The organism is Pseudomonas silesiensis (assembly GCF_001661075.1).
In the GTDB taxonomy this organism is placed as follows: Bacteria; Pseudomonadota; Gammaproteobacteria; order Pseudomonadales; family Pseudomonadaceae; genus Aquipseudomonas; species Aquipseudomonas silesiensis.
The window spans coordinates 1,538,168-1,550,788 of record NZ_CP014870.1 but is presented as its reverse complement, the minus strand read 5'-3'; the positions used below and the strand labels follow the sequence as shown (position 1 = coordinate 1,550,788).

Annotated in this window: 12 protein-coding genes; 9 read left to right on the top strand and 3 right to left on the bottom strand. The window is 59.3% G+C overall.

Going from position 1 to position 12,621, the window contains the following annotated elements; genetic code table 11:
• Window positions 1–4 precede the first annotated feature (4 nt).
• Complete coding sequence (htpX, locus tag PMA3_RS07070; protein ID WP_064676487.1) at window positions 5–892, top strand: protease HtpX; 888 nt, start codon at window positions 5–7, stop codon at window positions 890–892.
• A gap of 196 nt (window positions 893–1,088) precedes the next feature.
• Here htpX and PMA3_RS07065 read toward each other — a convergent pair whose 3' ends face one another.
• Window positions 1,089–1,745 carry a thiopurine S-methyltransferase gene (locus PMA3_RS07065; RefSeq protein WP_064676486.1) on the bottom strand — a complete coding sequence of 219 codons (657 nt, stop codon included), beginning with the start codon at window positions 1,743–1,745 and terminating at the stop codon, window positions 1,089–1,091.
• A 103-nt stretch (window positions 1,746–1,848) separates the two neighbouring features.
• On the opposite strand from PMA3_RS07065, the gene PMA3_RS07060 reads away from it, so the two are divergent.
• Window positions 1,849–2,616 (top strand): DODA-type extradiol aromatic ring-opening family dioxygenase, encoded by a 768-nt coding sequence (locus tag PMA3_RS07060; protein ID WP_064676485.1) that lies wholly within the window; start codon window positions 1,849–1,851, stop codon window positions 2,614–2,616.
• 32 nt (window positions 2,617–2,648) lie between these two features.
• Here PMA3_RS07060 and PMA3_RS07055 read toward each other — a convergent pair whose 3' ends face one another.
• Window positions 2,649–3,362 (bottom strand): UTRA domain-containing protein, encoded by a 714-nt coding sequence (locus PMA3_RS07055; RefSeq protein ID WP_064676484.1) that lies wholly within the window; start codon window positions 3,360–3,362, stop codon window positions 2,649–2,651.
• A gap of 360 nt (window positions 3,363–3,722) precedes the next feature.
• Between PMA3_RS07055 and PMA3_RS07050 the strand changes: the two genes are divergently transcribed.
• The 6 genes from PMA3_RS07050 (at window position 3,723) to PMA3_RS07025 (ending at window position 9,155) form a co-directional block, all read left to right on the top strand.
• On the top strand, window positions 3,723–4,790 hold the full coding sequence (locus PMA3_RS07050; RefSeq protein ID WP_064676483.1) for an ABC transporter substrate-binding protein: 1,068 nt from the start codon (window positions 3,723–3,725) through the stop codon (window positions 4,788–4,790).
• A gap of 175 nt (window positions 4,791–4,965) precedes the next feature.
• A complete protein-coding gene (locus tag PMA3_RS07045) occupies window positions 4,966–5,772 on the top strand; it encodes an alkaline phosphatase family protein (protein ID WP_064676482.1) in 807 nt (268 codons plus the stop codon).
• 5 nt (window positions 5,773–5,777) lie between these two features.
• Window positions 5,778–6,614 (top strand): ABC transporter permease, encoded by an 837-nt coding sequence (locus PMA3_RS07040; RefSeq protein ID WP_162493649.1) that lies wholly within the window; start codon window positions 5,778–5,780, stop codon window positions 6,612–6,614.
• Complete coding sequence (locus PMA3_RS07035; protein WP_064676480.1) at window positions 6,601–7,401, top strand: ABC transporter permease; 801 nt, start codon at window positions 6,601–6,603, stop codon at window positions 7,399–7,401. Before PMA3_RS07040 ends, PMA3_RS07035 begins: the two co-directional genes overlap by 14 nt.
• A complete protein-coding gene (locus tag PMA3_RS07030; RefSeq protein WP_064676479.1) occupies window positions 7,398–8,387 on the top strand; it encodes an ABC transporter ATP-binding protein in 990 nt (329 codons plus the stop codon). The genes PMA3_RS07035 and PMA3_RS07030 overlap by 4 nt, the downstream gene beginning before the upstream one ends.
• A 114-nt stretch (window positions 8,388–8,501) precedes the next feature.
• The gene (locus PMA3_RS07025) at window positions 8,502–9,155 is read left to right on the top strand and encodes an HAD family hydrolase (RefSeq protein ID WP_064676478.1); all 654 of its coding nucleotides are present in this window, start codon (window positions 8,502–8,504) and stop codon (window positions 9,153–9,155) included.
• A 105-nt stretch (window positions 9,156–9,260) separates the two neighbouring features.
• On the opposite strand, the gene PMA3_RS07020 is transcribed toward PMA3_RS07025, so the two are convergent.
• Window positions 9,261–10,223 carry a zinc-binding dehydrogenase gene (locus PMA3_RS07020; RefSeq protein WP_064676477.1) on the bottom strand — a complete coding sequence of 321 codons (963 nt, stop codon included), beginning with the start codon at window positions 10,221–10,223 and terminating at the stop codon, window positions 9,261–9,263.
• Between the two features lie 138 nt (window positions 10,224–10,361).
• Between PMA3_RS07020 and PMA3_RS07015 the strand changes: the two genes are divergently transcribed.
• The gene (locus PMA3_RS07015; RefSeq protein ID WP_167355112.1) at window positions 10,362–12,443 is read left to right on the top strand and encodes a carboxy terminal-processing peptidase; all 2,082 of its coding nucleotides are present in this window, start codon (window positions 10,362–10,364) and stop codon (window positions 12,441–12,443) included.
• The last annotated feature ends 178 nt before the right edge of the window (window positions 12,444–12,621 follow it).

Here is a 12,621-nt window from a genome sequence, read left to right as displayed (position 1 = left end):
AACCATGATGCGCATCCTGCTGTTTTTGGCCACTAACCTGGCGGTCGTGCTGATTGCCAGCATCACCCTGAGCCTTTTCGGCTTCAACGGGTTCATGGCGGCCAACGGGGTTGATCTCAACCTCAATCAGCTGCTGATTTTCTGTGCGGTCTTTGGTTTCGCCGGTTCCCTGTTCTCGCTGTTCATCTCCAAGTGGATGGCGAAAATGAGTACCAGCACCCAGATCATCACCCAGCCGCGCACACGTCACGAGCAATGGCTGCTGCAAACCGTTGAGCAATTGTCCCGGGAAGCCGGCATCAAGATGCCGGAGGTCGGGATTTTCCCGGCCTACGAGGCGAACGCCTTCGCCACCGGCTGGAACAAGAACGACGCGCTGGTCGCGGTCAGCCAGGGCTTGCTCGAGCGATTCTCGCCGGATGAAGTCAAGGCCGTACTGGCCCACGAGATCGGCCACGTGGCCAATGGCGACATGGTCACCCTGGCGCTGATCCAGGGCGTGGTGAACACCTTCGTGATGTTCTTTGCACGGATCATCGGCAACTTTGTCGACAAAGTGATCTTCAAGAATGAAGAAGGCCAGGGCATCGCCTACTACGTGGCGACCATCTTTGCCGAACTGGTCCTGGGCATCCTGGCCAGCTCCATCGTCATGTGGTTCTCGCGCAAACGGGAATTTCGTGCCGACGAAGCCGGTGCACGCCTGGCCGGCACCAGTGCAATGATCGGCGCCCTGCAACGCCTGCGGGCGGAACAGGGACTGCCGGTGCACATGCCGGACACCCTGAATGCCTTCGGCATCAACGGTGGCATCAAGCAAGGGTTTGCCCGCATGTTCATGAGCCACCCGCCGCTGGAAGAGCGCATTGACGCATTGCGTCGTCGGGGCTGATAGCTTCCGCAGTAAAAGAAAAGGCCCGCAGTGAATGCGGGCCTTTTTTTATCTGCTGATTTTTGTGGTGTTATTCCTGGCCTCATCGCGGGCAAGCCCGCTCCCACAGGTTTTGTGTTGCTCACAATATTGGCGAACGACACAAAACCTGTGGGAGCGGGCTTGCCCGCGATGGGGCCAGAACAATCAACACAACTTACCGACTGGAAACCCGGTAAACCCGCTCTTCAAGCCGCGTGACGCCACTCTCGACAAACTTCCAGCTCTCACCCAGCACGTCCTGGTCTTCCAGTACCTTCAGCGCCCAGGTCGCCCCGAACAACCGCTGCACTTCATCATCCAACACCGCAAACGGCGGTCCCTCCATCTGTGCCTGGTCGTAATCCAGGGTAATCAGCAGCCCCAGTGAATCCTTCGGAAGAATCCGCTTCAGATGCTCGGCGTATTGCTCGCGCATTTTCGGCGGCAAGGCGATCAATGCAGCGCGGTCGTACAGCGCACTGCAATCAGCGACATCGCCGGCCGTCAATGCGAAGAAATCACCACACCAGATCTCGATCGAGCCCGCCCGATAGACAGTGAAGGGGCCTTGGTCGCTGACGTCCGGGTCAAATTGATGCTCGTGGAAAAAGTCTTCCACCGCTTTTTCCGACAATTCGACGCCCAACACCTCGTGACCGCATTTTGCCAGCCACAGCAGATCCAGGCTTTTCCCACATAACGGCACCAATACGCGCGAGCCCTCTTCCAGGCCCAGCTGCGGCCAGTACCGTTGCAGATATGGATTCACTTCCGGCAGGTGAAAGCCGATCTGATTCGACGTCCACCGCTTGTGCCAAAACTCCGGCTGCATAATTAATCCCGAATATTCGATCAAAAGACCCTAAAACTTATATTAGATTTAGATCAATGATCTGACTGAAGATGATGCCATCTTACCCCTCAGGAGCTCATTCATGTTCCCCAGCCTGTACATATCCCATGGCTCGCCCATGTTGGCACTTGAACCGGGCGCCAGCGGGCCCGCCCTGGCTCGCCTGGCCGCTGAATGGCCGAAACCCAAGGCCATCGTAATTGTATCCGCGCATTGGGAAAGCAACGAACTGCTGGTCAGCGGCAACCCACAACCCGACACCTGGCATGACTTCGGCGGGTTTCCACAGGCCTTGTTCGAGGTGCAATACCCGGCGCCCGGCGACCCACTCATGGCGGCAGAGGTTGCCGAACGGCTGGAGCACGCTGGCCTGCACGCGCGCATCGACCCAAAACGGCCGTTCGACCACGGTGTCTGGGTGCCCTTGTCGTTGATGTATCCGCAAGCCGACATCCCGATTGTGCAAGTCTCGCTGCCCACCCACGGCGGCGCGGCCCTGCAAACCCGGGTAGGTCAAGCCCTGGCCGGTTTACGGGAACTCGGCGTGCTGCTGATCGGGTCCGGCAGCATTACTCACAACCTGCGCGAACTGGACTGGCACGCCGGCCCGGAAAGCGTCGAACCCTGGGCCAGGGAATTTCGCGACTGGATGGTCGAGAAACTCGAGGCGCAGGATGAAGTCGCGTTGCACGATTATCGTCGGCAAGCGCCGAACGCCGTGCGCAACCATCCGAGCGATGAACATTTGTTACCGTTGTACTTTGCCCGCGGAGCCGGAGGCAAATTCAGCGTGAGCCACGCGGGATTCACCCTGGGCGCCCTGGGCATGGATATTTATCGCTTCGGATGACCCATAAAACTCACAACCGGCGGCGGCCAGGCTCAGACCACATCGACCCCCACATGAATGGCATCATGCCGCCAGAACTCCAGGTCACAATCGATCAGCCGTTGATGCTGATCGTAGTTGACCCGGGCGATCCGCAGCCCCGGGCTGCCCACCGACACCCGTAAAGCCGCCGCCGCATCCACCGACAGCGCCGTCGGCACGATCTCGAAACGCACCCGCCCATAATGCAAATCGTAATGCCGGGCATACAGCTCGGTCATCGACTGATTCAAATCAAACTGCAGAATCCCCGGAAAATAGTGCGGATTCAAATAGTGCTCGACATACAACACCAACCGTTCATCAATGCGCCGCGCCCGGCAAATCTGGATCACGCTCGACAATGCCGGCAATTGCAACCAGGCACAGACCGCCGCCGATGCCGGCTGTAGCCGCGCCGAAATCACCTCGGTGGACGGCACTCGCCCCTGGGCGCTGACCATGGCGTGAAAGTGACTGCGCTGCATCAGGTTGTACGCCAGGCGCGGTGGCGATACGAACCAGCCACGACGCTCCTCCCGATAAATCTGGCCCTGGGCTTCCAGCTGTAACAACGCCTCACGTACGGTGATCCGGGTGGTACCGAACAATTCACTGAGCTTGCGCTCGGCCGGCAACTTGCTCCCGGGCGCCAACAGGCCATGGTCGAGCTGTTCCTGCAGGACCTGCCCGATCGCTGTCACCGCTTTGGTTGTCTCGATGCGCATCAACGTTACCTATCTGGACTAGACCAGCACCGATCCGCGGCAGAAACGCGCTTGAAATCGCTGCAACAACTCTCTGCAAGCCTAGGCACTGCACATGACTGCCAGATGACAAAGTTGCCGAACGGTTGCTCCGGACACTTGCACTTGCACCTGCAACTACATGACCAAGTCCTTTCATTTCAGGTCTTTAGCCATGGTCTACGCTTATCTCCAACCCTGAGGTATCCAGAGCAGGAAACCTGGGCAGGCCGGCGTTCGACATCAAAATGTCATCCAGGCCGCCTAGATTGGCTCAGGTATTGCTGACCTAGACCAACATGACCGCAATCGCAGCGTTGAAAACGCCCAAAGGAGCTTCGGATGAAAAAGCTTTTCCTGGCATCACTGTTAGGCTCGACCATTGCCATGTGCACCGCCGCCATGGCCGCTGACACCGATCTGAAAACCCTGGAGGCCGCGGCGAAAGCGGAAGGTGAGGTCAACAGTGTCGGCATGCCCGATAACTGGGCGAACTGGAAAGGCACCTGGGACGATCTGGCCAAGCTTTATGGCCTCAAACATATCGACACGGACATGAGCTCGGCCCAGGAAATCGCCAAGTTCAAAGCCGAAAAAGACAATGCCACTGCCGACATCGGCGACGTCGGTGCCGCCTTCGGTCCGATCGCGGTCAAGCAAGGCGTTTCGCAACCCTACAAGCCAAGCACCTGGGAGCAGATCCCGTCATGGGCGAAGGATGAGGATGGCCATTGGGCCCTGGCCTACACCGGCACCATTGCCTTCATTATCAACAACAAGCTGCTGCACGGTTCCGAGGCGCCGACCAAATGGGCCGACCTCAAGACGGGCAAATACAAGGTGACCATCGGTGACGTGAGCACTGCCGCCCAAGCCGCCAACGGCGTACTGGCCGCCGCCATTGCCAATGGCGGCGACGAGAAGAACCTGCAGCCGGCCCTGTTGATGTTTGCCGAAATCGCCAAGCAAGGTCGCCTGTCGATGTCGGACCCGGTGATCGCTACCATGGAGAAGGGTGAAGTCGAAGTCGGCGTGGTCTGGGACTTCAACGGCCTGAGCTACAAGGCCAAGATGGCCAATCCTGATGACTACACGGTGCTGATTCCATCCGACGGCTCGGTGATCTCCGGCTACACCACCATCATCAACAAGTACGCCAAGCACCCGAACGCCGCCAAGCTGGCGCGCGAGTACATCTTCAGCGATGCCGGCCAGATCAACCTGGCGCGCGGCAATGCCCGTCCGATCCGCGCCGAACATATAAAACTGCCGGAAGAGGTTCAGGCCAAACTGCTGCCGAACGAGCAATACAAGAAAGTGACGCCGATCAAGGATGCGGACGCCTGGGAAAAAACCTCCAAGGCCCTGCCGCAGAAGTGGAACGAAGAAGTCATCGTCGAGATGAAATGACGCGGTAGATCCCAGATTGGATGCCTGATGGAGATCCCCTGTGGGAGCGGGTTTACTCGCGAAAGCGGACTTGCATTCAACACATGTGTTGAGTGAAACCCCGCCTTCGCGAGCAAGCCCGCTCCCACACTGGACCGAGTGAATCCGACTATCTGTATTGCGGAGTTCCGCCCCTATGAAGCACAACGTCATCCTTGTCGTGCTCGACGGCCTCAATTACGAAGTCGCGCGTCACGCCATGGGGCACCTGCAGGCTTACGTCGGCGCAGGACGCGCGGCGCTCTATAAACTGGAGTGCGAACTGCCGGCCCTGTCCCGACCGCTGTATGAATGCATCCTGACCGGCGTCACGCCGATCGACAGCGGCATCGTCCATAACAACGTCTCGCGCCTGTCCAGCCAGCGCAGCATCTATCACTACGCCACCGACGCCGGCCTTGTCACTGCCGCCGCGGCCTATCACTGGGTCAGCGAGCTGTATAACCGTTCGCCGTTCGTGACGGCCCGGGATCGTCACACCGACGATCCGGACTTGCCGATCCAGCACGGCCATTTCTATTGGAGCGATCACTACCCGGACTCGCACCTGTTCGCCGACGCAGAGAACCTGCGCCTGCGGCATTCGCCGAATTTTCTCCTGGTCCATCCCATGAACATCGACGACGCCGGGCACAAGCACGGTCTCGACACCGCGCAATACCGCAACAGCGCCCGCTCGGCGGACATCATCCTCGCCGACTACCTGCAAGGCTGGCTCGATTCGGGATATCAGGTTCTGGTGACCGCCGACCACGGCATGAACAACGACCGCTCCCACAACGGCCTGCTGCCCGAGGAACGCGAAGTGCCGCTGTTCGTTCTCGGCGAGGCCTTCAGTTTCAACGCCAACGCCGCACCGAAACAGACTGAAATCTGCGGCACCGTCTGCGAACTGCTCGGCGTGGCTCACGATAAACCGCTGTGCCGGGAGTTGCTCAAGTGAACGCCATGACTCGCGGCAAATGGCTGGCGGTGCTGTGCCTGGTGCCGTTCACGCTGTTTTTCATCGTGTTCCAGATCGCCCCGCTGGCGTGGGTGATGATCAACAGCCTGGAATCGGAAGAGTTCGGCTGGGGCCTGACCAACTTCACCAGGATCTTCAACTCGAAGTTCTATTTGCAGGCGATCCAGTACAGCCTCGAGATCAGTTTCTGGTCCAGCGTGTTCGGGATCATCATCGCCATCCTTGGCGCTTACTCCCTGCGCCGCGTCGACTCGAAACTGCGCAACTTCGTCAACGCCTTCGCCAACATGACCAGCAACTTTTCCGGCGTCCCCCTGGCCTTCGCGTTCATCATCCTGCTGGGCTTCAACGGCAGCTTCACCCTCATGCTCAAGCAGGCCGGGATCATTCAGGACTTCAACCTGTACTCGAAAACCGGGCTGATCATTCTCTACACCTACTTCCAGATTCCCCTCGGCGTGCTGCTGCTTTACCCGGCTTTCGACGCCTTGCGCGAAGACTGGCGCGAGTCCGCCGAATTGCTCGGCGCCAGCGGCTGGCAGTACTGGCGGCACATCGGCTTGCCCGTGCTGACGCCGGCGCTGCTGGGCACTTTCGTGATCCTGCTGGCCAACGCCCTGGGTGCCTATGCCACGGTTTATGCGCTGACCACCGGCAACTTCAACGTGCTGACGATCCGCATCGCGGCCATGGTCTCCGGTGATATTTCCCTGGATCCGAACCTGGCCAGCGCCCTGGCCGTGGTGCTGGTGGCGTTGATGACCCTGGTGACCATCGTGCATCAGCTGCTGTTGAAGAGGAGCTACCATGTCTCGCGCTGAACCGGGCCCTGCCGGTATCTACCACCGGGTGGTGGTGTACCTGCTGTTCGCCATTCTATTGCTGCCCCTGATCGGGACGCTGATCTACTCGATTTCCAGCAGCTGGTCGGCCACCATTTTGCCCAGCGGCTTTACCTTCAAGTGGTACGTGCAACTGTGGAGCGACCCACGTTTTCTTCATGCCTTCGGCCAATCGTTGCTGGTGTGCGTGGGTGCACTGATGCTGTCGGTGGTGCTGATTCTGCCGTTGCTGTTCGTGGTGCATTACCACTTCCCGAAACTCGATGCGCTGATGAACATCCTGATCCTGCTGCCGTTCGCGGTGCCACCGGTGGTGTCATCGGTGGGCCTGTTGCAGCTTTACGGTTCGGGACCGTTCGCAATGGTCGGGACACCGTGGATTCTGATTGGCTGTTACTTCACCGTGGCGCTGCCGTTCATGTACCGGGCGATCACCAACAACCTGCAAGCGATCAACCTGCGTGACCTGATGGACTCAGCCCAACTGCTCGGTGCCAGCACCTTTCAAGCGGCGTTCCTGGTGGTGCTGCCAAACTTGCGCAAGGGCTTGATGGTGGCGTTGCTGCTGTCGTTCTCGTTCCTGTTCGGCGAGTTCGTGTTTGCCAATATTCTCGTCGGCACGCGCTACGAAACCCTGCAGGTCTACCTCAACAACATGCGCAACAGCAGCGGCCACTTCACCAGCGCGCTGGTGGTTTCCTACTTCTTCTTTGTGCTGGTGCTGACATGGGTGGCCAATATCTTGAACAAGGACAAAAGCGAATGAGCTACGTCAGCGTCCAACACCTCCAAAAGAGCTATTTGGGCACCACGGTCTTCAGCGACATCAACTGTGAAATCAGCAAGGGGGAATTCGTCACCCTCCTCGGCCCGTCCGGTTGCGGCAAGTCCACGCTGCTGCGTTGCATCGCCGGGCTGACGCCGGTGGACGGCGGCAAGATACTGCTCGACGATCACAACCTCGTTCCGCTGAGCCCGCAGAAACGTGGGATCGGCATGGTGTTCCAGAGTTACGCGCTATTCCCCAACATGACGGTGCAACAGAATGTCGCCTTCGGTCTGCGCATGCAGAAGGTCAACGCCGACGACAGCCACAAGCGCGTCGCCGAAGTGCTGCAACTGGTGGAGCTGAACGACTTCGCCGCCCGTTATCCGCATCAACTGTCCGGTGGCCAATGCCAGCGTGTCGCCCTGGCCCGCTCCCTGGTGACCCGTCCGCGCCTGTTGCTGCTCGACGAACCGCTGTCGGCGCTCGACGCACGAATTCGCAAGCACCTGCGCGAACAGATCCGGCAGATCCAGCGCGAACTCGGCCTGACCACGATCTTCGTCACACACGATCAGGAGGAAGCGCTGACCATGTCCGACCGCATTTTCCTGATGAATCAGGGAAAAATCGTACAGAGCGGCGATGCAGAGACGCTTTACACGGCGCCAGTCGACGCCTTTGCCGCCGGCTTCATCGGCAACTACAACCTGCTGGACGCCGACAGCGCCTCGAAATTGCTGCAGCGGCCGGTCACCCATCGCATCGCGATTCGCCCGGAAGCCATCGAGCTGAGCCTCCATGGCGAACTCGACGCGCAGGTCCGCAGCCACAGCCTGCTGGGCAATGTGATTCGCTACCGTATCGAAGCCCGGGGCGTGGAATTGGTGGTGGATGTGCTGAATCGCTCGGCGGCCGACCTGCATCCCGATGGTCAGCGCCTGGCGCTTTCCATCGATCCGACGGCCCTGTGTGAGGTGGCTTGAAAGCAGCGGCAAGCTTCAAGCGGCAAGCTTCAAGTTGTAGACTGCTGACCCTGAATCCACTTCTTGCAGCTTGAAGCTTATAGCTTGAAGCTGTTCTCGGAGAGAACCGCACTAATGGCCCTGGCAATTTTTGATCTGGACGACACCCTGATCCACGGCGACTGCGCCACCCTCTGGAGCGAACAAATGGGCCGCCTGGGCTGGGTCGATCCCGAGTCGTTCATGCGTCGCAACAACGAACTGATGGACGCCTACAGCCATGGCAAATTGTGCATGGAAGAGTACATGGACTTCAGCCTCGAGCCGATGATCGGCCGCACACCGCAAGAGCTCGAACACTTGGTGGCACCTTGGGTGGAAGACTTCATCGAGCCGATCATCTACAGCGATGCCACCAAAGCCATTGCAGCCCACCGTAAGGCTGGCGACCGCATCCTGGTGATTTCCGCCTCAGGTACGCATTTGGTCGGGCCCATTGCCGAACGCCTGGGTATCGACGAAATACTCGCCATCGAACTGGAAGTCACGCACGGGGTGTATAGCGGCAAGACCCTCGGCACCCTGACCTACCGCGAAGGCAAGATCACGCGGTTGCTGGAATGGCTGGATGCGGAGGAGGAAAACCTGGAAGGCGCGAGTTTCTATTCGGATTCACGCAACGATCTGCCGCTGCTGCTAAAGGTGGATTTCCCGCACGTGGTGAATCCGGATCCGGTGTTGCTCGAACACGCCGAAAAAGCCGGCTGGCCGATCCATATCTGGAAATAACCCAAACCCCTGTAGGAGCGAGGCTTGCCCGCGAAGGGCGCGACACGGTATGTCTGTCAGACCGCATTGCGCCCTTCGCGGGCAAGCCTCGCTCCTACAGGGGGGTTACCTCAAGCTCGCGTCGATCAGCAACACCAACTTCCCCGCCACCTTATTGCTCGCCAGCTCCGCAAACGCCGCCTCAGCATCCTTGATCGCAAACGTCTTCGCCAGTTGCGCACTCAAACGCCCTTCGGCAAACAACGGCCAGACATGCTGTCTCAAGTCACTGAACAAATCAGCCTTGAACCGATCGTCGCGACTGCGCAGGGTCGAACCCAACAATTGCACGCGCTTGCCGAGCACTTGCGCCAGATCCAGCTTGGCCTCACGCCCGCCCATCAGCCCGATCAATACCCAACGGCCATCCAGCGCCGACACTTTCAGATTCAGCTCGGCATAGTTGCCACCGACCGGGTCGAGGATCACATCGAACGGCCCCAGGTCCCTCAAGCTGTCCAGATCACCGTTGCGCACCACGCCGCCTTGGGCGCCGAGCGCTTCGCAGTAAGCCAGGCGCTCGGCGGAACCGACGCTGACCCAGCACGGGTTGCCAAACGCCTTGCACAGCTGAATGGCAGCTGAACCGATTCCACTTGCCCCGGCGTGCAGAAGAACTTTCTCACCCGGCTTGAGCGCAGCCAATTGAAACAAATTCAGCCAGACGGTCGCGTACACTTCGGGCAGCGCAGCCGCCTCGGCCAGCGACATTCCGTCGGGAACCGGCAACACATGCCGTCCGTCGACAACCACCTCTTCGGCCATCCCGCCCCCGGCCAGCAAGGCGCAGACCCGATCTCCGACCTGCCAGGACGAGCCCGGACCGACCTCGCTGATCACCCCCGAACACTCAAGACCCAGTACCTGACTGGCTCCCGGCGGTGGCGGGTAAAGACCTGCCTTCTGCAACAAATCGGCGCGATTGAGACCCGCTGCCGCCACACGAATGCGGACTTGTCCTACATCACACGTAGGACTCGGCTCTTGCACCCACTCCACTCGACCTTCCACGCCTTGCAATGCTTTCACAGTGCCTCCATAGTGAGTCTGGACTGAGCCCGTAGCTGTAGCGCCGGGCTTTTTGCATTATGCGACCGGCCTTTACGGAACCGGCGACTTCAAAGACGGCCTAATATGCGTTATCAATTGTCCCCGCGTCGAATCAGCATGAAGCATTTGTTCCCCAGCACCGCCCTAGCCCTGTTAATTGGTATCGGCCTGATGCCGATGTCGAGCAATACATTCGCAGCCAATAGCTGGGACAATCTTCAGCCTGATCGTGACGAAGTGATCGCCAGTCTGAATGTCGTCGAATTGCTCAAGCGCCACCACTACAGCAAGCCGCCGCTCGATGATGCGCGCTCGGTCATCATCTATGACAGCTACCTCAAGCTGCTGGATCCGTCGCGCAGCTATTTCATGGCCAGCGACATTGCCGAATTCGATAAGTGGAAAACCCAGTTCGACGACTTCCTCAAGAGCGGCGACCTGAACGCCGGGTTCACCATCTACAAGCGCTACCTGGACCGCGTCAAGGCGCGTCTGGACTTCGCCCTCGTCGAGCTGAACAAAGGCGTCGACAAAATCGACTTCACCACCAAGGAAACCTTGCTGATCGATCGCAAGGATGCCCCTTGGCTCAAATCCACCGCGGACCTCGACGAACTGTGGCGCAAACGCGTCAAGGATGAAGTCCTGCGGATGAAGATCGCCGGCAAGGATTCCAAGCAGATCCAGGAAACCCTGACCAAGCGCTACAAGAACCAGGCGGCGCGCCTGGACCAGACCCGTGCAGAGGACATCTTCCAGGCGTACATCAACACCTTCGCCATGTCCTACGACCCGCACACCAACTATCTGTCGCCGGATAACGCGGAGAACTTCGACATCAACATGAGCCTGTCCCTCGAGGGCATCGGCGCCGTGTTGCAGAGCGACAACGACCAGGTGAAAGTCGTGCGCCTGGTGCCGGCAGGCCCGGCCGACAAGACCAAAATGGTTGCTCCGGCCGACAAGATCATCGGTGTGGCCCAGGGCAACAAGGAAATGGTCGACGTGGTCGGCTGGCGCCTGGATGAAGTGGTCAAGTTGATCCGTGGTCCAAAAGGCACCGTGGTGCGCCTGGAAGTGATCCCGGCCAGCAATGCGCCGAACGACCAGACCACCAAGATCGTGCCGATCACCCGCGAAGCGGTGAAGCTTGAAGACCAGGCGGTGAAGAAGTCAGTCCTCAAGCTCAAGCAGGATGGCAAGGATTACAAGCTCGGCGTCATCGAGATCCCGGCGTTCTACCTGGACTTCAAGGCCTTCCGTGCCGGTGATCCGGACTACAAGAGCACCACTCGCGACGTCAAGAAACTGCTGACCGAGTTGCAGAAAGAAAAGGTCGACGGCGTGGTCATCGACCTGCGCAACAATGGCGGCGGCTCCCTGCAGGAAGCCACCGAGCTCACCAGCCTGTTCATCGACAAAGGGCCGACCGTTCTCGTGCGTAATGCCGATGGCCGGGTCGACGTGCTTGAAGATGAAAATCCGGGGGCGTTCTACAAAGGCCCGATGGCTCTGCTGGTCAACCGCTTGTCGGCCTCGGCCTCGGAGATTTTTGCCGGCGCCATGCAGGACTACCACCGCGCCTTGATCATCGGCGGCCAGACCTTCGGCAAAGGCACCGTGCAGACCATCCAGCCGCTGAACCATGGCGAGCTGAAACTGACCCTGGCCAAGTTCTACCGGGTATCCGGCCAGAGCACCCAGCATCAGGGCGTACTGCCGGACATCGACTACCCGTCGATCATCGACACCAAGGAAATCGGCGAAAGCGCCCTGCCGGAAGCCATGCCGTGGGACACCATCCGGGCGGCGATCAAGCCTGCGCTCGACCCGTTCAAACCCTACATCACCCAGCTCCAGTCCGAGCATGACGTGCGTACGGCCAAGGACGCGGAGTTCGTGTTCATCCGCGACAAGCTGGCCCTGGCGCAGAAGTTGATGGCGGAGAAAACCGTCAGCCTCAATGAAGCCGACCGTCGTGCCCAGCACGCCGATATCGAAGCCAAGCAGCTGACCATGGAGAATCTGCGTCGCAAGGCCAAGGGCGAAGAGCCGCTCAAAGAGCTGAAGAAAGAAGATGAAGACCTGATCGCAGCCGAGCCGGACAAGACCAAGCCAGAAGACGATGCCTACCTGAGCGAGACCGGGCGGATTCTGCTGGATTACTTGAAGCTCAATACGGCGGTGGCCAAGCACTGAGGTGATGGCGATTTAATACTGACGCTCCCAGGAGCGTCTTCATAAAGTCGTGAAGAAAGGACTGAGTGCATTTTTGCACTCAGTCCTTTTTTTATTGCCAGGCGGTGCCTGGGCGAGAGGGTGAATTGCTGATGGGCAGCGCTGATTGGGCGGAAGTCATCGCGGGCAAGCCCGCGAA

Coding starts and splice junctions, on each gene's coding strand:
- PMA3_RS07030 (WP_064676479.1), top strand. CDS start 7,398: ATGAGCTACGTCAGCGTCCAACACCTCCAAAAGAGCTATTTGGGCACC.
- PMA3_RS07015 (WP_167355112.1), top strand. CDS start 10,362: ATGAAGCATTTGTTCCCCAGCACCGCCCTAGCCCTGTTAATTGGTATC.
- PMA3_RS07060 (WP_064676485.1), top strand. CDS start 1,849: ATGTTCCCCAGCCTGTACATATCCCATGGCTCGCCCATGTTGGCACTT.
- PMA3_RS07055 (WP_064676484.1), bottom strand. CDS start 3,362: ATGCGCATCGAGACAACCAAAGCGGTGACAGCGATCGGGCAGGTCCTG.
- PMA3_RS07035 (WP_064676480.1), top strand. CDS start 6,601: ATGTCTCGCGCTGAACCGGGCCCTGCCGGTATCTACCACCGGGTGGTG.
- PMA3_RS07040 (WP_162493649.1), top strand. CDS start 5,778: ATGACTCGCGGCAAATGGCTGGCGGTGCTGTGCCTGGTGCCGTTCACG.
- PMA3_RS07065 (WP_064676486.1), bottom strand. CDS start 1,745: ATGCAGCCGGAGTTTTGGCACAAGCGGTGGACGTCGAATCAGATCGGC.
- PMA3_RS07025 (WP_064676478.1), top strand. CDS start 8,502: ATGGCCCTGGCAATTTTTGATCTGGACGACACCCTGATCCACGGCGAC.
- PMA3_RS07050 (WP_064676483.1), top strand. CDS start 3,723: ATGAAAAAGCTTTTCCTGGCATCACTGTTAGGCTCGACCATTGCCATG.
- PMA3_RS07045 (WP_064676482.1), top strand. CDS start 4,966: ATGAAGCACAACGTCATCCTTGTCGTGCTCGACGGCCTCAATTACGAA.
- htpX (WP_064676487.1), top strand. CDS start 5: ATGATGCGCATCCTGCTGTTTTTGGCCACTAACCTGGCGGTCGTGCTG.